The sequence below is a fragment of the Microcoleus sp. FACHB-SPT15 genome, from assembly GCF_014849525.1.
Classification (GTDB): Bacteria; Cyanobacteriota; Cyanobacteriia; order Cyanobacteriales; family Coleofasciculaceae; genus Symplocastrum; species Symplocastrum torsivum.
Genome location: NZ_JACJNU010000053.1, coordinates 339,704 through 358,841, shown reverse-complemented (window position 1 = coordinate 358,841; position 19,138 = coordinate 339,704). Strand labels below are relative to the sequence as shown.

Here is a 19,138-nt window from a genome sequence, read left to right as displayed (position 1 = left end):
AATCTCCCGAATTATTTTTAAGAACTTAAAACAGCTAAGGATTGAGGCTTGGGTTTGTTTGCCAAATACTCAGCCAGTTGAGCTTCGACTTCTTCGCGCACACTTTGGCGGTACTGGATGAAGTGTTCAAGCAAAGCGCAATTGCTCAGGTAAGGCACGAACATCTTCGGATTGCGCCGGATGATTGAGAATAGTTGACCCCAGAACTGGAAGCGGGTGCTGCGCTTGATTCCCTGTCGCCAGCAGATAGTCAGTACTGCCTTCATCTCGACCAGATCCAGCATCCGAAACGGTACTTTATGAGGAGCTGGCTTCATGTTCATGAAGTGCCGATGGACTCGTGCGAGATAGCGCTCTGGCTCATACAGTTCCCAAAAGCAGTTGACATACTCACGAGCCAGTTCTTCTACTGGTCGGGTAGGTATGAAGTTCATTAGAGCCATCTGATGACCCTGTGTCTCTTGATTCTCCTCTAGGAGACGACCTTCTTTTTGTAGCCGCTTCCACAAGGCTGTATTTGGCAGCGCTTGGAGCATTCCAAACATCGCTTTGGGGATTGCCGTTGCTTCCACAAACTCGATGATGCGATCGCCTGCACCAGGTTTCTCATCATCAAACCCAAGGATAAACCCAGCCATTACACTCAGTCCAGCTTGATTAATTTTCTGAACTGATTCGATTAAAGAGTTTCGTGTGTTTTGAAACTTCTGAGTAAGGGCTAAACTCTCTGTATCTGGTGTCTCAATTCCCAAAAACACTCCACCAAAGTTTGCCTCGACCATCAGATCTAGCAATTCCTCATCCTGTGCCAGGTCTACTGAGGCTTCAGTCGCAAAGCGGAAGGGGTAATCGTGAGCGACCATCCAGGGAACAAGTTCACGCAGCATGAGCTTGACATTGCGCTTGTTGCCGATGAAGTTGTCATCTACCATAAACACGGAGCGCCGCCAGCCTAGGTCATAGAGAGCCTGTAACTCAGCGATCATTTGTGCAGGTGTCTTCGTGCGTGGCTTGCGTCCATAAAGCACAATAATGTCGCAGAACTCACACTGGAATGGGCAACCCCGCGAGAACTGTACCGACATCTCGTTGTAGGCGTTCAGATCCAGCAGGTCAAATCGGGGAACTGGTGTAGTCGTAACATCAGGCTTTTCGCCATTGGCGCGTAATACTCCTGAGGTTTCTCCCCTTGATAGAGCCTCAACCAAGAGCGGCAGAGTAATTTCGCCCTCATCCAAAACCAAAAAGTCTACCCCAGCTTCTTGTGCCGCATCAGGAACGGAAGTGACATAGGGGCCACCTGCGGCTACCAGTTTGCCGCGTCGTTTCGCTTCACGAATCAGGTGTACCATATCGGGTTTCTGGACAATCATGCCGGAGATAATTACCAGATCTGCCCACTCCCAATCAGCTTCCGTCTCAAATCGAACATTGCGGTCTACCAAGCGGAACTCCCAGGTTTGAGGCAAGATTGCCGCGACGGTAATCATGCCTAGAGGAGGAAGTGAAACCTTTCGTCCGATCAGTTCCAACGCTTTATCAAACGACCAGAATGATTTTGGAAAAAGGGGATATAGGAGTAAAACACGCATTCAATTTAAGCCTCACACAATTATTCGTGATCCCTAGTCAGAAAAACTCAAAGCGTTGTAGGAACAATATCACTAAGCTTCTGACGAAAGCGATAGCGATTGAAAAAGTTTTAAGTTTCTCCTGTCCTGCCTCAGTAAGCTTCCCTCACATAAAGGTTTGGACACTCTACCGCCATCGGAGTTGTAAATACCCCCGCTCCGGTTTGGTTAGTTCGTCTTCTGTTAACCATTCCACTGGCTTGTAGGTACCGAAAACATGATCCCACCAGTCTACTGCGAGACCAAAGTTATGATGCCACATCCCATATTTGTGATGGACATAGTGAACGGGCATCTTCATCCAGAAGCACTTAGATGGGTTTTCGTGCTGGAGTTGGTGAGCATAGGCGGAAAACGCGGCATAGACAAGTGCGCCAAGAAACCAACCGATTCCCGCCGCCCAAGAGTAGAAAAACATTAAGAACATGACCACGCAGCTACCCTTAACATAGTCCCGGAATTCCCATAACACTCCCTGACCTTCATTACGACGGTGATGGTCGCGGTGACGTTCGCCAATCCGTTGTGAAACGTGCATCAAGCGATGTAGCCAGTATTCCACTAAACTAGCCAAAACAAATGCTACGGCAAAACAGACGATACCTACTCCCACAGAGGAAGCTCCGTCAACAGAAAGTCGCGCTAAGGCACTCATGCACTCTCCTTCTTTACATTCCTCACTCGCTGTTCACAAAAGAACAGCCACCTCAATATTTTTACATCCACTTCAGGTTGAGCGTGAGTAGAATTTCTCCAACATTGTGGAACAAAGAAAAAATGGCGTTTCACCTCCCTATCACTTCCCCAAGTGTCCTACTCATCGTTTGCGGTTCCTGATAAATCTGCTTTAATCGACATCTGATTCATCTCACGGACTGGTGTAGAACCCTAATGGCAAACTACTTGCTGCCACTTTTGAAAGCGATCGCGGCACGTACCAAGGCAAACTTTATTGAAAAAACTCGTCAAACGAGTGTTGTGCAAGAACAATTTTTGTACTCTCTACTACGAGGTTATCAAGATACTGAACTCGGTAAAAAATATCAGATCCGCCAGATCAAAACCCTTGATCAATTTCGAGAGCGGATTCCCGTTTTACCTTACAACAGCTATGAACCCCTCATAGAACGGATTGCCCATGGCGAAAAGAACGTTATGACGCCTGACCCCGTTGTCTATCTCAGTCTAAGCAGTGGCTCGACCGGGAAGCAGAAACTAATTCCCGTCACCAGAAAATCTCAGAAGGCTTATCAAAAAGCGACTCAAGTCAGTATGGGGTTTGCTGATGAGGCTTTGCGATCGCAAGGGCGACAATTGGGCAAAATCATGTCAGTTGGCTCGGTGCAAGTCTTCGGACGGACCAGTGGCGGCATTGATTATGGCCCAGCTAGTGTGGGAGTCCTTCGCTTGGGGAAATTACTCTACGAACACATTGTTGCTCACCCCTTCGATACCCTGAAGCCCGCTGATATGTTGGCTCGCCACTATGTTTGTCTACTTTTTGCCCTGCGGGAACGAGATTTGCGAAACATGGGAGGAAATTATCCCATGCTCGTCCTGCGAGTTTGTAACTATCTGGAACAGTATGCTGAAGAGTTGATTCATGACATTGAGCAGGGAACAATTGCCAGTTGGTTAAAACTCGAACCAGAGCTTCGGGCAAGCTTAGAACGGCGATGCTTAGCCAACCCCAGAAGAGCGACTCAATTACGGCAAGTCTTGCAGACAGAGGGACGACTCACTCCGAAACTCGCTTGGCCAAATTTATCTTTGGTTGCAACCGCACGCGGCGGAACATCAGATTTCTACTTTGAGCAATTTCCTACTTACTTCGGAGACACCCCGACATTTGGTGTTGCTTACTCATCTAGCGAATCAATGTTTGGTATTTGCCACAGCCTCAATGAGGATAGTGGGATTTTGGCGATCGAGAGCAGTTTCTTTGAATTTATTCCTGTAGACCAGTGGGAAGAGAGCCATCCCAAAACCTTACTTCCCACTGAGGTGAAGGTAGGCGAATACTACCGCATCTTAGTAACCAACTACACTGGCTTCTACCGCTACGATGTTGGCGATGTTGTGCAGGTAGTCGGTTTTTATGAACAAGCTCCCCTGATCGTCTTCCGTTATCGTCGAGGTGGGATACTGTCTTCCATAACTGAGAAGACAACGGAATTTCATGTCATTCAAGTTATGCAAGCTCTGCAAGACGAATTTGGCTTACTCTTAGATGATTTTTGTATTACCTTATCTGAGTCTGAGATTCCCGCGCATTACTTGGTGAATATTGAACTCGCTTCTGGTCAGACACTAAAAAATCCTCAAGCCTTCTTAGATCGATTTGACCTCAAGCTCCAGGAGATTCATACCTCCTATGCCGTTAAACGACCTGATCAGGTGCCTTCTCCCCGACTGCGCCTTCTCGCTCCTGGAAGCTTCAGAACACTCCGACAACGTCAGGTGCAAAAGGGAATTCCTGATTTCCAGTTGAAGCTTTCCCACCTTAGCGAAGACCGGAATTTTCTAGCTGGATTGGCTGTAGAGCAGGAAGTAAGATTGCCGGATGATCTATAGCCGTTTTTATTTGGACAAGACGCGGCTATCTCGGTTTTAGGGCGAATGGCACTGACTTAAGAAAATTCATCACACCGACCACCCTTTGTGCAGGGGGTCTCTAGGTAGGCACTCCGTCCCCCAGTGGGGGCTTCCCCCAAGCTTGGTTTTTCTACAAACGACTATTTTTCGCTTAAGTCAGTGACATTCGTTTTAGGGCGAGGAGAAGGAGGCGTTTGTGCAAAAACCTTCTCCCTTGTCTCTAGGGCAAATACTAGTCGCTAGTCCCAATACCCTTTTTGCCAATCGGAACCATAAGCAAAAGCCCTGTAACTAAGGCAATACTTGCGGCTGAATAAAATACTTCTGGCAGTCCACTGTAGGAGAGAACCGTGCCGAGTAAAATTGGGCAAAGAAACTGTCCTAGATAACCAGCGCCGGTACCAACTGCCAATACACTCGATCGCAGTTCGGAGGGAGCGAGGTCAGCCAGCGCACCGTAAAGAGCTGGCATTACTGTGCCTAAACCAACGCCAAACAGGACGGCTGCGGGAATGATCTGGTTGAGTTGGCGCAGCAGTGGAATTGTCATCAAGGTCAGTGCCATCAATCCTAAGCCGAGGGTAGTTGCCCCAGTCATACCAAAGCGCTTGGCTAAGTATCTGGCTCCAAATGCCGAGATCACAGCCGCTCCGATCGCGCGTGATGCCAAGACAATACCATTGACAGTAGTACTTGCTCCAATCGTTGCCTTGAGGTACATGGGAGCATAAACAACGACAGCATATACTGTTACTGACGCTAAGCACAGCGTTAGGAGTAAGCGTAAGATTTGGGGCGATCTCAGAACGTCTCCCAGCTTTTGGCGATCGCTGTTTGCAACCGACTGGATTGGCGTGGCAGACTTATGCCTGAAAATCGACACCACAGGAGGAATCAGCAGTAGCGCTAGTCCGTAAAGGTAGAAGGAATATTGCCAATGGGTAGAACCAACCCAGCCCCCCAAAAGAGGAAAGACAATACCCGCAAGGGTTAGGGTACTTGTGACAAAGCCCATCACTTGCGATCGCTCTTCCCCTTCATACATCGTCCCTAGAAGCCCTAAACTCGCAGCGGCAATTCCACCACTAGCTGCCCCAATTAAGCCTCGTGCAATTAATAATGGCCAAAAGCTCTGCATCAAAGCGCCTACCATGCCAAATAGAGCATAGAAGATTAGCGATGGGATAAGCACTCGTAGCTTGCCAATTCGGTCTGCCAAAATGCCGAGCAATGGGCTAAACAAGGCAAATGTCAAGCAATGCATACTGACCAAGTTACCGGCTAACCCTGGATTGAGCTGGAGTTGTTGCACTATTTCGGGCAGGACTGGAGCAACAACTCCCCCGACCATGGAGGTGAGGGAGCCTGCGGCTAGCAGCACCAAAAGCCTGGAATCACGCAATATCACTAGAGACATCGAAATTTTTTTGTAATCCTAACGTACACAGCTAGATTCTGATTATTAGACGGCGATCGCGTTTTTTTTGATTCCTGCTAACAAATTGATTGACTTATGGGAACTTAGGACGCTAAATATTGTCAGATAAACAGGCAACAGATAGATCACTCATGGAACTGGCGACGACTCTCACAAGCCAGACGGTGCAAAACGCTGTCAGGGAGGTAGGCATCAACCCGAATTACTGGTATCCAGTGGGTTGGGCAAACCAACTTAAGTCTGGGCAAGTTATACCTGTCACAATTTGGCAACAAGCGATCGCGGTTTATCGTGATACAAATGGTCAAGTCCATGCCTTAGAAGATGCTTGCCCCCACAAAGGTGTTGCCCTACACAAGGGTGAAGTCCAAGGGTGTAACCTGACCTGTGCCTATCACGGCTGGGAATTTAATGGCAAGGGTGAATGTGTGAATGTTCCCTACCTGCCTCCCGAACAAAAACTTCCCCGTGCTCAAGCCCGTACTTACTCAGTCCAGGAAAAATATAATCTCATCTGGGTCTTCCCCGGTGACCCTGCATTGGCAACGAGCCAGCAGCCTCCCTTAATGGCGGAATATGACCAAGCGCACTGGCTGATGGTACCTGTTACAGCTCGCTTCCGTGCCCATTTTTCCATGTGCAATGAAAATACAATGGATGTTTTTCATGGTTTTCTGCACAAAAAGCTGCAAGGTTGGTTCGACCCAGTTCTGCTAAGCCTGAAAGAGACAGAATCATCCGTCTGTGCTGAATACAATGTCTCCTACAAAGGTCGCATGGCTAAGTTCTTGGGTTTAAGCGATCGCGCGAGTCAGGTAACAACCCTCCCAATCTCAATTCACTACCGCTACCCACACTACTACAGCTCTCTCCAAGGGATTTCTTCGCTATACCTGATGCGGTTGCCTGTAGGACCAACAGAAAGTCGCTCATTTGCCTACTTCTTTTTCCGAGTTCGTCTCCCCCAATGGATACTTAAACCCCTACAACCACTCTTGCAAACGCTGCTGCAACGCTTTATGCTGCTGAGATTCCTTGCCCAGGATATCGAAATGGTCGAAAGCGAACAGCAAACGTATCTTACAAATCCGCAGCGGCGCTATGTAGAAATCAATCCGGCAATTATCGCGGTTCAGCGGTTGATTGTCCGGCAATATGAACAATTTATGCAACAATCTAGTCATCTGCAAAACAAGCGGCAGACAAACTCGAACGTATCGGACGCTATGTCGCCAACGCTTACATCAGACCACACTGAGGCAACCAAGGAAAACTCCCTGATAGGATGAAGGCAACTGTAAACGCGACCGTGGAGCAGCGGCTCAACTTTCTACCCAACTGGATACGGGCATTGTCTGAGTATCCAGGTATACAGGAACGTTGGCTCCCGACCTCGCAACATACTGTCAGCTCGGCGCTCATTGGGTATGGTATTCGATCTGGCTAGTCACTTAGCTTTGGCTAAAAAATACACGTCTTTAGTCATAGGCGATAGGCTATCTAGGAAAAGGTGAGAGGAGTAAAGTAGTGCAAGTTGTCAAAGAGTATGTCCAGCGTTGGTACGAAAGTGGTCTTGACCCTGATGAATATATTTGTCATCAAAAGCAGGGAAACTTAGTTGAGATTGAAGAGGCAACAACGGGTAAGCGTCAAACTGTTCTGACGTTCTGCACCAATGATGTTCTGGGTTTAGTTCAAGACGAGGCAGTGCGCCAAGCGGCTGTTGATGCCATCTTCCAATACGGCACATCGAATAGTTCCTGTTCTGTCTTAAGCGGTCGCATTGATTTGCATCGTCAGCTAGAAAATGAGATTTCTGAGTTTAAACACTTACCTCATACTCAGCTGTTCTTAAATGCTTGGATGGCGATGCAAGCCTTGATGGATGCTTTCTGCCACTTGGCGATTCCTGTTCCGGGATTTCAACACACCCGCGAGACGTTAATTCTTACAGATGTCCTGAATCACGGCTGTATTGTCTCTGCTGTCGTTAATGCTGGCACCCGTTCCGGAAAGGTGTTTGGTCATAGTCCGCGTGTTCGAGTCAAAGCCTATCGGCATTGTAATGTTGAGGATTTGGCACGTAAACTCCATCGTTATGCTCGCCCAGATGACCGGATTATGGTGGTTTCTGATGCCGTGTTTTCGATGGATGGTGACATTGCCCCCTTACCTGACATGCTGGATGTGCTGCAAAATTACGATGGCAGCGTACTCCTCATGGATGAGGCTCATGCTAGTGGGGCGTTGGGCGCGACAGGAAGAGGAATATACGAGCATTTTGGCATTCTGCCGCAGCACGCGATCGAGCGAGGCATTGTCCCCCTGATTATGACCACGTTCTCCAAGTTTGCTGCTTCAGCAGGTGCGGGAATCAGCAGTCATGTTGCTGAACTTATCCCCTTGTTGAATGTGTCTCCTACTTCAATTGGCACGATTTCGTTATCGCCTCCTCTAACGGCAGCGGCTTTAGAGAGTATTCGTCAGGTGCGACGCCGTCCAGAATTGGTGAAAACCTTACAAGACAACACACGGTATTTGCGATCGCGTTTACTTGATCAAGGCTTTGCTGCTATTGGTGAAACTAATGTGGTGCCAGTGGTTCTTCCCCCAGAAATCGATCCCAAAAGTTTTGGTCGGCACATGATTGAAAACCATGGGCTTTGGGTGTCACCCATCTGGTTTATCGCCAAACCCCGCCTCCGGATTACGGTTAACGCCCTCCATACTCAGGAGGAAATGGATCGGTTGGTTGCTGCAATGGTTGCAACACGAGACTTGTTGTATAAACCAATGATTAGTGCCTAACCCGTTTGGATTTTGGATTTTAGATTGATAGGGCAGTCCAAAATCCAAAATCTAAACTCTAATAATCTGAATCAATGTGATTGAGTCAACTGCCACATTTCAGGTACGGGCTGTAACTACTCCAGCAGATGGTGAACTATTTCTGGATGTACCAGCACGAGTCTATAGCAATGACCCCAATTGGGTGCCACCTTTGCGTAGTGATATTGCGAAGCAATTTGCGGCGACGAATCCATTCTTTCAATACGGAAAGCTACAGCAGTTTATTGCCGTAGACCAAGCTGCAAAAACTCCCCAGCCGCTAGGACGTATCGTTGCTGCTGTTAATCAGCGGTTAATTGAACGGGAAGGTCACAAGATTGGTCTATTTGGGTTCTTTGAGTGCGTTGAAGATTTTGCCGTTGCTCAAGCGCTGCTGGATGCTGCCCAAGAGTGGTTACGACAGCAAGGAATGACAACGGCACGAGGGCCAATCGATTTATCGACTCACAACAATTGTTTGTTCTTAGTCGATGGCTTTGACTCACCGCCAATGGTCATGACTTCCTACAACCCAGCCTACTATCCACAATTTCTTGAACAGGATGGCTGGCACAAAGCCAAAGATGCCTATGCCTATGACTTCCCTTTAGATAAACCTCTAGCAGCAGAATTTGAGAAAGCCTATCGCATTGCTTGCAAATCTGGCATCAGCTTCCGTCCCATCAGAACCAAGGGTGAAGGTTTTGAGCAAGATGCCCGCAGCCTTTATCATCTCCTAAATACTACATTTTCCAACAACTGGTCTTTTACGCCTCGTAGCGAGGCAGAGTTTTTGGAAGAAGCTAAATCGCTACAAAGTCTTGTAGACCCAGATGTCTTCCCAATTGCGGAATACAACGGCGAAATGGTTGGCTGTTTTATGGGCTTACCTGACTACAATATCCCACTCAAACAAGTTCGAGGAAAACTGAACGGGTTGGGAATTTTAAAATTCTTGTGGTACCGCCGTCAGATTGATCAAGGGCGGGTAATCGTGATTTGCTCATTGCCGGAGTATCGCCGGAAAATGGTACCCTTAGCTTTGATTTATTTGGGAATGCAAGGGGGAATTCAAAAAGGTAAACCCTATAAACGCGCAGAACTATCTTGGGTCTACGAAGATAATGGGCCCTCCCGCAAGCTCATTGAGGCATCAGGCGGCAAGATATATAAGACTTACCGAATTTATGAAAAAGCTTTATGACGGTGGACATGGCTTTTTCTGAAAGAAGCGATCGCTCCTTTTTAAACCTAATTAGTTCATCTGTACTATATTTTCCACTGGAATCAGCCCTTTGAAGCCAATTTCCGGAGCCTCTATCCAGTGTTCCGGTGCTATAGATATTCAAACTTTATCTGATGGCGCTCTTAGAGATTTACCTTATGAAAGAGTTAAATTAGGGACAGAGTTAGTGCGAACAGAGCTTATTCACACTAATACGCCGCTAGTACAGACACTGCAATGCAAACTGATTTACAAGGACTAGAAATCACCAAAGGAGAATTGAAACGCTGTAGCGGTGTGAGTATTGATGCTGTTTTTAGCCCACCGACTATCCCAAAATTTTTATTAGAAATCACTAAAACCTTCTTAATTATTATCTTAATCGGTCTTAGTAACTTTGTTCTTGTTCAGGTATTTCCCGAATACTTCAAGACATTAGCCGCGCTCCACCTTGTTGCGGCAGTGGGTTTGTTATTCAATGACTTCAACAAAATTCATCTAAGTTATAAACACCGAAATCTTGTCCGGATGTTTGAGGATGTTAAGCGATATAACTCTGTTATTAAAGCGATTGATATTAATGACCAAATAGAAGCAGTAGGTAATCCTGGCGTGTGTTTGAGGAACCGAGAGCAAGTCATCCATGCTCTAGCACTTGCCAGAGAAGATATAATTCGTGCTTTAAAGACTGAACGCATTCTGCGGGAAAATGAGAACTTTATCAAATCGAACTCTCAGCTATTTGACAACAACCTGATGGCATTAACCGCGTTGCAAGTGAGTGACGAAGCTAGTGAGCATGGGCGATTATTGAATGAAGCTTTACGGATAGTTGTGGATGTACAGGAGGAAATGAGAAAGTTACAAAATCAACGCTTGTAGAGGTTACAGCAGTACTAGTCAGGAAAATAAAAAAGCTGATGGCTGATAGCTGACAGCTTTGGAGCTATAAGCGTCGCCTATTCACTCAGATTTCAATGTAATCATCACGGTAAAAGGAGCAACGCATTCTGTGCAACCGGATTTGCAAGGCTTGGAAATTTCGCCAGGAGAACTGAGACACCTGAGTGGTGTTGATCCAACGGAGGTTTTTAGACCAACTATTCTGCACAATGCAAAAGAACGATGGAGTTTTTTCTTGCAAGAGTGTTTATTAAGCCTTGCACTGACACCAATTATTATTGGCTTGTTGCACGTTTTTGTGATTCTTCCCCTAATTGGTGGCTCACTTCCAGTTACTCTTATTACTCTTGTCTTGGTGCCAATTATTGTGATTGCCGCACGGTGGTTTTTGTTACAACGCAATAGCCCAGTGGCTTTATGCTGCTTGCTGGATGAGGTCGATCGCTACAATGCCGTGATTAAAGCAATACACATCAACGACCAGCTAGAGGCAGCCGGAACTACAGAAATGAGTTTAAGCGATCGCCAAAAAGTTATTGAAGCCCTCACCCTCACCAGAGAGGATTTGCTAAAAGCCTTAAGAGCAGAGAGGATTTTACGGGATAATAAGAATTTCCTTGTCGGTAATCCAGAGCTATTAGCAACCAATTTAAGAACCTTACAGACTCTACAAGTTCATGATCGAGCCAGTGAATATGGGCGACTTTTGAACGAAGCCTTGCAGATAGCAACTGGTGTTCAGGAAGAGATGGCAAAACTACAGAATAAACGTTAAAAATTTTATTTAAACTTAAAATTATTCTTTAAATTTAATAGTTTTTCGTTCTATTACATTGCTATTTTTCTTGTTCAACTAGCTGATAAAATAATCGGCGACAGAACCTGTTGGCAAAGCCCTACTCTTAAATGATGCTGAATTACCTAGAAAAAAGTAAGATATTTTTTATTGCAATCATACTATTGTGCTTAACCTTAGCCGTTTACTTGCTAAAGCCCACGGGAGCAAACGCACAGTTTCCAAATCAGCAACCTGAATTTCTCAAAGTTACCGACCGCGTTTATTGTGCTACAGGCTATGCCTTAGGCAATGTTATTTACATTCTTACGGATAAAAGTGTTGTTGTCGTTGACACAACAGAAACACAGTCAGCCGCACGGGCGACTTTGGAAGAATTTCGTAAAGTTAGCCAACTACCTATCAGCTACATTATCTATACTCATCATCACGGTGATCACATCAACGGAGCAAAGGTTTTTAAAGATAAAACGACCAAAATTATCGCTCAAAAAAGATTTGTACAAGAGTTAGCTACCTATAATCAACTACGTCCCTATAATCGGCGTCTCAATATTATTCAGTTTGGAATTTCCCTACCGCCGACAGAACGGGGAGTTAGGGTCGCTGTTAACCCCAATCGTGATGGTGTAACCAAACAGGAAGAAAGTGGTTTCCTCCCACCAGATATTCTCTTTGATGAGAAGTACAGCTTTGAAGAAGGCGGTATACCCTTTGAGCTATATCACACAATGGGAGAAACATTTGACCACTTGATGGTTTGGATGCCACAAGAGCAGATTTTGTTGCCAGGAGACCTCTTCTACGATAGCTTTCCGATGCTGTCGAGTCCGATGAAACCTGATCGCCCTGTTCAAGAGTGGGCGGAGTCCCTAGAAAGAATGCGGCAATTTCAACCATCCGTCCTAGTTCCCTCCCACACAAAACCCATCAAGGGTCGTGCAGAAATTGATTTAACATTAGCCAACTATGCCAGAGCGATTCGCTATGTCCATGATGAGACAGTCAAGGGCATCAATGCCGGATTGACGCTTGAACAGATGCGTCAGCAAATTCGTTTGCCAGAAGAGTTAGCTCGTCTCCCTTATCTCAAACCTGCCTATGGTCGCGTTGAATGGTCAGTCAACGGGATTTACCGCAAGTATACAGGCTGGTACGACTTCAACCCAACGCATTTGAATCCTGGCTCTGTGTCTACGTTTCACCAGGCTTTATTAGAAGCCAGTGGAGGTTCGGCTAACTTAGTCAAGCGATCGCAACGAGCATTACGTGATAACCAGCCTCAACTTGCTCTTGAAATAACAGATGTAATTTTAGATACCGAACCTAACAATCGTGAAGCGCAAGTCGTGCGAGTTAAAGCATTGAGAAAACTGGCTGAAATATCCATCAATACCGTTGAACCCAATGTTTACCGTAGTGCAGCACAAAAGTATGAGGGAGTTGTTCAACAATAAATATAGTAGTTGACTTGAACCAGCTTGATTTATAAAGAGCGATCGCGTTCTTACTCAGTGTCAGCATTGATCTAAACTCGAACAAAAAAGTTCAAATTAATAATGACCACAAAACCCAAAATTATCGTTCTAGATGATGACCCGACAGGTTCTCAGACAGTTCATAGCTGCCTACTCCTAACACGCTGGGATATGGAAACATTAAAGCTGGGACTGAGCGATGACTCACCGATCTTTTTTGTCCTGACAAATACGAGAGCGCTTCCACCAGAACAAGCCGCTGCTGTAACTAGAGAAGTCTGCCATAACCTGAAAATCGCTTTAGAAACAGCGGGGATTCAGGATTTTTTAGTAGTCAGTCGTTCTGACTCAACGCTACGCGGACATTACCCGATAGAAACTGATGTAATTGCCCAAGAAGTTGGTCCGTTTGATGCCCATTTCTTGGTTCCTGCTTTTTTTGAAGGGGGTCGAGTCACCCGCGATAGTGTGCATTACTTAATGGTTGATGGTGTTGAGACACCAGTACATGAAACTGAGTTTGCGCGGGATTCAGTTTTTGCCTATCACCATAGCTACTTGCCGGATTATGTAGAAGAAAAGACGAAAGGTCGCATTCCGGCGGATGCTGTAGAGCGGTTTTTGCTGGACGATATTCGTAAAGGGAGTTTAGATCGTCTTCAAAATCTCAGCGGCAATCAGTGCGGTGTTGTCGATGCTGAAACTCAAGCAGATTTAGACAAATTTGCGGCAGATGTCTTAGCAGTTGCCGCTGAGGGGAAACACTTTTTGTTCCGTAGTGCAGCTAGCATCTTAACCTCTCTGGCTAGCCTTGGTCCTCAACCTGTAGCCGCTGCGAATATGGCAGAGTATGTGCGGCAGGGGAAACCTGGAGCAGTGATTGTCGGTTCCCACGTTAAAAAGACGACACAACAGCTAGAGCCGCTCTTACAAGCACCAGGAATTGTTGGTGTGATGGTAGACGTCGTTCATTTGCTGGATGAGTCTGAAGCTCAACGAGCGGAGCTTTTGGCAAGCATTTTGGCAAAGGTTCATGAGATTCACGCAGAGGGGAAGACGCCTGTTGTCTATACCAGTCGCCAGGAACTTTCCTTTAAGGATGTTCAAACTCGCCTAAAGTTTGGGGCATCTGTTTCAGGATTATTAATGGATATTGTCCGGGGACTACCTAGTGACCTAGGATTTTTGATTAGTAAGGGCGGCATTACCTCCAATGATGTTTTGAGTACAGGTCTTGCCTTGAGGTCAGCGCGGCTACTGGGTCAAGTTTCGGCAGGTTGCTCGATGGTGCGGACACCTGCTAACCATCCTCAGTTTCCCAATTTGCCAGTGGTGCTATTTCCTGGCAATGTAGGAGACAACAATGCCTTGGTCACGGTTTACGAACGGTTGAGTTTAGGACGATGAGGTGATGGGTAATGAGTGAAAACTCCCAAAGTGTATCTAAATGTGACTTCGCACCTACCCCATCTCCCCCATTTCTCCCATCTTCCCCACCTGCCTGTCTCTTGAACCCTCGACCGTCCCGTAGCTCTTTAACGTATCGCGGAAGTCCCCACCTTCAAGACAAGCGGGTCATAGCAAGCCGTAGGCGAGTACCCGCAACGTTTAAGGTGGGGTAGTGACGCTACCAGCCGGAGGGACGGAGACTTCCAATCCCTCTGGCACTGGCAGTCGGTCAATCCAATCTTCCACCAGTTGAGTCATTGTCTTTTCCTTGCTAGCGGCGTATACCTTTAGCTTGTTTAGTCGTCGTTCTGATATCCGGATGTGCAAGCCTTTTGCTTTCATAATGTCTACACAACATCTAGACACTATGCTATCATAAAGATGGTTGATGACCCTCCCGACTGTATGGAACAGACAGGTTTAATCCGAAGTAGCAGTAATAGTAATATGCTTACCGCAGCAACATCAGAGATCGGGGAAAGAACATGACCACTGGTACGCAGGTTACGCCCTGTGGTAAACATAATCCAAGCCATGTTGTACGAGAAAGAAATCAACCTGCGGGAGGCGGGTTGCTGCCAGGGTAGCAGGAAACTGCTACGAGAGTTAGAGCCACAGCGAGTGTGCTAAACCTCTAGACGCTTCGTAAGACCATCATCGGATTCAGTTCCGAACTCGCAAGAGTACCCAACGTGGCAGGGCGAACGAAACTGGAAACGAAGGCTTTGCTTCTTTGTTGCTCAGGCTTCAACGAAGTAAGCCTGAGTACTTCACGGTAGGATGTTCGTTTAGTTTAGTCGGTGTGCCGACGTAAGAACCTGTTGTTGCATGACCTCTGATTCTGTCGAGCCTTCTCTCGTTTCAACAATTCCCCCAAATGACTTGACGGTAGATTGCCAGGTACAAGTCCACTTAAAAAGTGAGGGGAAACAGCTACTGTTAATTTTGCCGCCGGATGCGGAACTACCTGGAAGCGCCAGTTGGCTTGAGCTTTGGCAACAGCTAAAGCATCGCCTTAATGCTGGCGATCGCTTTTGGCAAGCTAACTCAATTGTGCATCTAATGGCTCAAGACCAATTGTTGGATGGACAGAAGCTACAAGCGATCGCGGATGCCTTGAGTGAAGTCCAACTTCAGTTAGAGCGCGTCTACACCACGCGACGGCAAACGGCCGTTGCAGCAGCAGCGGCTGGGTATTCTGTGGAACAACAACCTCCCACGTACACCCTCAATAACAAGCCTGCGGAACCTGTTGAGTTACTTGCCGACCCCTTATATTTGCAAATAACTGTACGTTCCGGTATCGAGATTCGTCACCCCGGCACTATTGTTATACTAGGAGACTTAAATCCGGGAGGTGCGGTGATTGCAGCCGGAGACATCTTTATTTGGGGGCGTCTACGTGGGATTGCTCACGCTGGTGCCCAAGGAAATCGCCAGTGTCGGATTATGGCGCTACAAATGGAACCCACCCAGCTACGAATTGCTGATGCTGTAGCCAGGGCACCAGAGACACCTCCAGCACAGTTCTATCCTGAAGTAGCCTATGTGACACCCGGAGGAATTCGTATCGCAAGAGCTACTGATTTTGCTAAAACCCACTTATTGTTGAATTCATGAGTCGCATTATTGTCATCACCTCTGGGAAAGGAGGGGTGGGGAAAACTACTGTTACGGCTAATTTAGGGATGGCGATCGCACGCAGTGGTCATCGAGTTGCCCTCGTGGATGCAGATTTTGGTTTGAGAAACTTAGACTTGCTATTGGGTTTAGAAAATCGAGTGGTTTACACCGCCGTCGAAGTCCTAGCGGGTCAATGCCGATTAGAGCAGGCTTTGGTGAAAGATAAACGGCAGGAGGGACTAGTCTTACTACCTGCTGCCCAAAGCCGCAGCAAGGATGCTGTCACCCCCAACCAAATGAAAAAACTTCTTAGTGTATTATCCGAGAAGTACGAGTACGTTTTGGTTGACTGTCCTGCTGGAATTGAAACAGGCTTTCAAAATGCGATCGCTGCCGCCTCGGAAGCCTTAGTTGTTACAACCCCGGAAATTGCTGCTGTGCGGGACGCTGATCGAGTTGTCGGCTTACTGGAAGCACAAGGCATCAAGCGCATTCACCTAATTGTCAACCGCTTGAAACCAGCAATGGTGCAAGCTGAACAGATGATGTCTGTCCAGGATGTTCAAGAACTGCTTGCCATTCCCCTGATTGGCGTTGTCCCCGATGATGAGCGCGTTATTGTCTCCAGCAACCGAGGTGAACCATTGGTATTAGCTGAAAACCTCTCTTTGCCTGGAATTGCGATTAACAACATCGCTCGGCGCTTAAAAGGCGACAAAGTTCCTTTCCTTGACCTGATGGCGGAACATGACAACCTGCTCAACCGCATCCGCCGTCTGTTCCGAGGTTAAGTTTTTCGTTGTGAGTTTAAGCACTAACTCATTACTCATCACTCTCAATTCATAACTCGTAACCCATGTAAATCTTATGATTAGCGAACTTCTGGAACGACTTTTTCCCTGGACTGGTGCCAGTAACAGTCGGGTGGAAGTCAAACGCCGCCTCCAACTGGTGATTGCCCATGATCGCGCTGACCTCAGTCCGGAAATGATTGAGTCGATGCGTAATGAAATCCTGGAAGTCGTTTCGCGCTATGTTGAAATCGACACAGAGGGGTTGGAGTTTTCCTTAGAGAGTAACCAACGCGCAACAGCGCTGATTGCCAATTTACCCATCCGGCGGATTAAAGAGGAACCACCAGTAGCTTCTATCGAGTAGGAAGCTACCACCTTATCAGGCAAGACTTAGGGAATGGGTCGAAAAACCATCCAGTCTATGTAAGTTAAATATTAATACTTAAGCTTTTTTGGATTAATCAGGTAAGCTACTCCTCTAGCTGAAGTCAGAAACACAGCTAAGTAGTTACAATTTTTACTAACTAAAAGTGATAGTAAGGGCGATCGCGTGTCTACTTAGGGCTTACGCAGCTATTTGAGCTTGGATAGAGTTTTGCCCTATAGCGATATTCGATAGATCCCTTTTAGGGAGTTAATTAAGCTAGGTTGCATCGGGCTTACTGGTATTCCTTGGTAACGGCTTGAGCCATTGGGCATAAACCTCGGAACACTTCTGGGAAAAAGGCATCTACAGATATCAATAGCTTCAACATCTACCCCTAGAGTAGCGACACAACTCTATGACTAGCTCTTTGCTTAAAAATCAATCAACTCGGATTATTGGGGCAACGTTTATCCTTCTGGGAGTAGCATCAGCTCCCTCAGAGGCGACCACCCTTACAGGATTTTCGACCGATGGCAATATGATGAGCGGGATAGAGGTGACTACCGTTTTTTTGGATGGCACCTCCCAGACTCTCATTTGGGGCGCTACAGGCGACAAATCTGGAGGCGTTTTCGGTCCTAACTGGTCATTGACGGAATCAGGTAATAGCTTCGATTCACCTTGGATTTTTAGCAATTTTGGTCAAGGCATTAGCTCCTTAGTCATTGATACCATTCCTGGAAACACCGTTTTTGATATTTATCCCTATGGTGAAGGCTTACCCCATACGGATGGGTCGGCGGACGGTTGGGGATATCAGACTCTGGCTGGACAAAACCCAAATGGAGCTGCTTACACTGATCCAATAGACATTTCAGCTGGAGACCTATTTGGAACGCTTTCACTATATTGGACTAGTGGATTTACCGGAACAATGTTATTCCGCGCTGATACTGATACTGGTAGCAACAGAGACCCCGTTCAGCCACGCGACCCTGTAGTGAGAAATAGTCCTCCTAACGTATATTTTTCTCTATCCCCCATCTACGAAGGTCAATCAACATCTACAGTTCTGTATGCCGATGACCCAGGTGAAGATGCGATTTCTTTCTTCTTTAATGGCAATCATCTTGGGACTAACTACAATCGTGCAGGAACTCGTACAGTTAGCGCAGATTTGGGTTTATTTCCTGATAACGGAGAATTTACCTATACAGCACACGCGATAGATGAGGATGGTAACTACAGTAATCTTGCTACTAGTACACAATCCGTCTTAAACGTTGCCCCAACCCTGACCACTTTCAATCTTTCGAGGCGCTTCATCTACGAAGGTCAAGGCGTATCAGCAGAATTGTTTGCTACCGACCCAGGCGCAGATTGGGAGAAGTTCTTTATTGATGGCAACGAGGTTGGCATTGATTCGCGAACTTCTGGTGAGCGTTCAGTAACAACAAGACTTGGTAGATTTTACGATGAGGGTACGTTTGTCTTTACAGGTGAAGCTCAGGATAAAGATGCAGCTTGGAGTAATCCCCTCACCCAAACACTTAGGGTTTTGAATGTTGCTCCAACTATCACTGAACTGACTGAGGATTTGGTAGTTACGACAAACGAGTACATTGATTTCGCCGCCGCTGTAACTGACCCAGGAATTTATGATCTTCTCACCTTTAGATGGGATTTTGATATGGATGGGGTATTTGATGACTTCACAGGGTCAAGTGGACAGTGGTCTTTTGAAGAGGCAGGTGACTATGAAGTTGGGTTACGAGTTTCTGACGGTGATGGTGGTGTCGCTTATAGTTCTTTTTTGGTGCAAGCCATTGCCGATGTAACAGTTCCTGATGAAGATACTGATACCGATACAGATGGAACAGTTCCCGATGGAGATACTGCTACAACAGTACCTGAACCGGGTTCGGTGCTGGGTATTTTAGGGTTTAGTGCTTTTGGTGCTGGTGCGTTATTCAAGCGCAAACGACCGTATAAAAATGTAGAGAGGTAAAT

16 protein-coding genes are annotated in these 19,138 nt (G+C 46.6%); 12 read left to right on the top strand and 4 right to left on the bottom strand.

The genetic code is table 11. The features are described from left to right. Positions 1-17: 17 nt before the first annotated feature. Together H6F98_RS20625 and H6F98_RS20620 are read right to left on the bottom strand one after the other, a co-directional pair. Positions 18-1,592, bottom strand: coding sequence for a B12-binding domain-containing radical SAM protein (locus H6F98_RS20625; RefSeq protein WP_192220564.1), 1,575 nt, complete (start codon positions 1,590-1,592; stop codon positions 18-20). Positions 1,593-1,758: 166 nt separating this feature from the next. Next, complete coding sequence (locus tag H6F98_RS20620) at positions 1,759-2,286, bottom strand: sterol desaturase family protein (RefSeq protein WP_192220563.1); 528 nt, start codon at positions 2,284-2,286, stop codon at positions 1,759-1,761. A 236-nt stretch (positions 2,287-2,522) separates the two neighbouring features. Here H6F98_RS20620 and H6F98_RS20615 point away from each other — a divergent pair, with 236 nt between their 5' ends. Beyond that, positions 2,523-4,205, top strand: coding sequence for a GH3 auxin-responsive promoter family protein (locus tag H6F98_RS20615; RefSeq protein ID WP_192220562.1), 1,683 nt, complete (start codon positions 2,523-2,525; stop codon positions 4,203-4,205). Positions 4,206-4,458: 253 nt separating this feature from the next. Here the strand turns inward: H6F98_RS20615 and H6F98_RS20610 are convergent, their stop codons facing one another. Further along, positions 4,459-5,643 carry an MFS transporter gene (locus H6F98_RS20610; protein ID WP_192220561.1) on the bottom strand — a complete coding sequence of 395 codons (1,185 nt, stop codon included), beginning with the start codon at positions 5,641-5,643 and terminating at the stop codon, positions 4,459-4,461. A gap of 119 nt (positions 5,644-5,762) precedes the next feature. On the opposite strand from H6F98_RS20610, the gene H6F98_RS20605 reads away from it, so the two are divergent. The 7 genes from H6F98_RS20605 to H6F98_RS20575 all read left to right on the top strand — a co-directional run bounded on the left by H6F98_RS20605 (position 5,763) and on the right by H6F98_RS20575 (position 14,302). Continuing rightward, positions 5,763-6,953: an aromatic ring-hydroxylating dioxygenase subunit alpha gene (locus H6F98_RS20605; protein WP_242058614.1), complete on the top strand. Its 1,191-nt coding sequence runs from the start codon at positions 5,763-5,765 to the stop codon at positions 6,951-6,953. A 238-nt stretch (positions 6,954-7,191) separates the two neighbouring features. Beyond that, entirely contained in the window at positions 7,192-8,472 is a 1,281-nt protein-coding gene (locus H6F98_RS20600; protein ID WP_192220560.1) for an aminotransferase class I/II-fold pyridoxal phosphate-dependent enzyme, read from the top strand. Positions 8,473-8,548: 76 nt separating this feature from the next. Next, the gene (locus H6F98_RS20595; protein WP_192220559.1) at positions 8,549-9,697 is read left to right on the top strand and encodes a hypothetical protein; all 1,149 of its coding nucleotides are present in this window, start codon (positions 8,549-8,551) and stop codon (positions 9,695-9,697) included. Positions 9,698-9,955: 258 nt separating this feature from the next. After that, a complete protein-coding gene (locus H6F98_RS20590; RefSeq protein ID WP_192220558.1) occupies positions 9,956-10,600 on the top strand; it encodes a hypothetical protein in 645 nt (214 codons plus the stop codon). Between the two features lie 130 nt (positions 10,601-10,730). Next, on the top strand, positions 10,731-11,396 hold the full coding sequence (locus tag H6F98_RS20585) for a hypothetical protein (RefSeq protein WP_192220557.1): 666 nt from the start codon (positions 10,731-10,733) through the stop codon (positions 11,394-11,396). A gap of 209 nt (positions 11,397-11,605) precedes the next feature. Beyond that, a complete protein-coding gene (locus H6F98_RS20580; RefSeq protein WP_192220556.1) occupies positions 11,606-12,874 on the top strand; it encodes an alkyl/aryl-sulfatase in 1,269 nt (422 codons plus the stop codon). Between the two features lie 102 nt (positions 12,875-12,976). Continuing rightward, positions 12,977-14,302: a four-carbon acid sugar kinase family protein gene (locus H6F98_RS20575; protein ID WP_192220555.1), complete on the top strand. Its 1,326-nt coding sequence runs from the start codon at positions 12,977-12,979 to the stop codon at positions 14,300-14,302. A 201-nt stretch (positions 14,303-14,503) separates the two neighbouring features. Here the strand turns inward: H6F98_RS20575 and H6F98_RS20570 are convergent, their stop codons facing one another. After that, positions 14,504-14,686 carry a hypothetical protein gene (locus H6F98_RS20570; protein ID WP_192220554.1) on the bottom strand — a complete coding sequence of 61 codons (183 nt, stop codon included), beginning with the start codon at positions 14,684-14,686 and terminating at the stop codon, positions 14,504-14,506. Positions 14,687-15,172: 486 nt separating this feature from the next. Here H6F98_RS20570 and minC point away from each other — a divergent pair, with 486 nt between their 5' ends. The 4 genes from minC (at position 15,173) to H6F98_RS20550 (ending at position 19,136) form a co-directional block, all read left to right on the top strand. After that, positions 15,173-15,964, top strand: a complete 792-nt coding sequence (gene minC, locus H6F98_RS20565; RefSeq protein ID WP_192220553.1) for a septum site-determining protein MinC — start codon at positions 15,173-15,175, stop codon at positions 15,962-15,964. Beyond that, positions 15,961-16,758 (top strand): septum site-determining protein MinD, encoded by a 798-nt coding sequence (gene minD / locus H6F98_RS20560; protein WP_192220552.1) that lies wholly within the window; start codon positions 15,961-15,963, stop codon positions 16,756-16,758. Before minC ends, minD begins: the two co-directional genes overlap by 4 nt. A 76-nt stretch (positions 16,759-16,834) precedes the next feature. After that, the gene (gene minE / locus H6F98_RS20555) at positions 16,835-17,125 is read left to right on the top strand and encodes a cell division topological specificity factor MinE (RefSeq protein ID WP_192220551.1); all 291 of its coding nucleotides are present in this window, start codon (positions 16,835-16,837) and stop codon (positions 17,123-17,125) included. Between the two features lie 418 nt (positions 17,126-17,543). Beyond that, entirely contained in the window at positions 17,544-19,136 is a 1,593-nt protein-coding gene (locus H6F98_RS20550; RefSeq protein WP_192220550.1) for a PKD domain-containing protein, read from the top strand. The last annotated feature ends 2 nt before the right edge of the window (positions 19,137-19,138 follow it).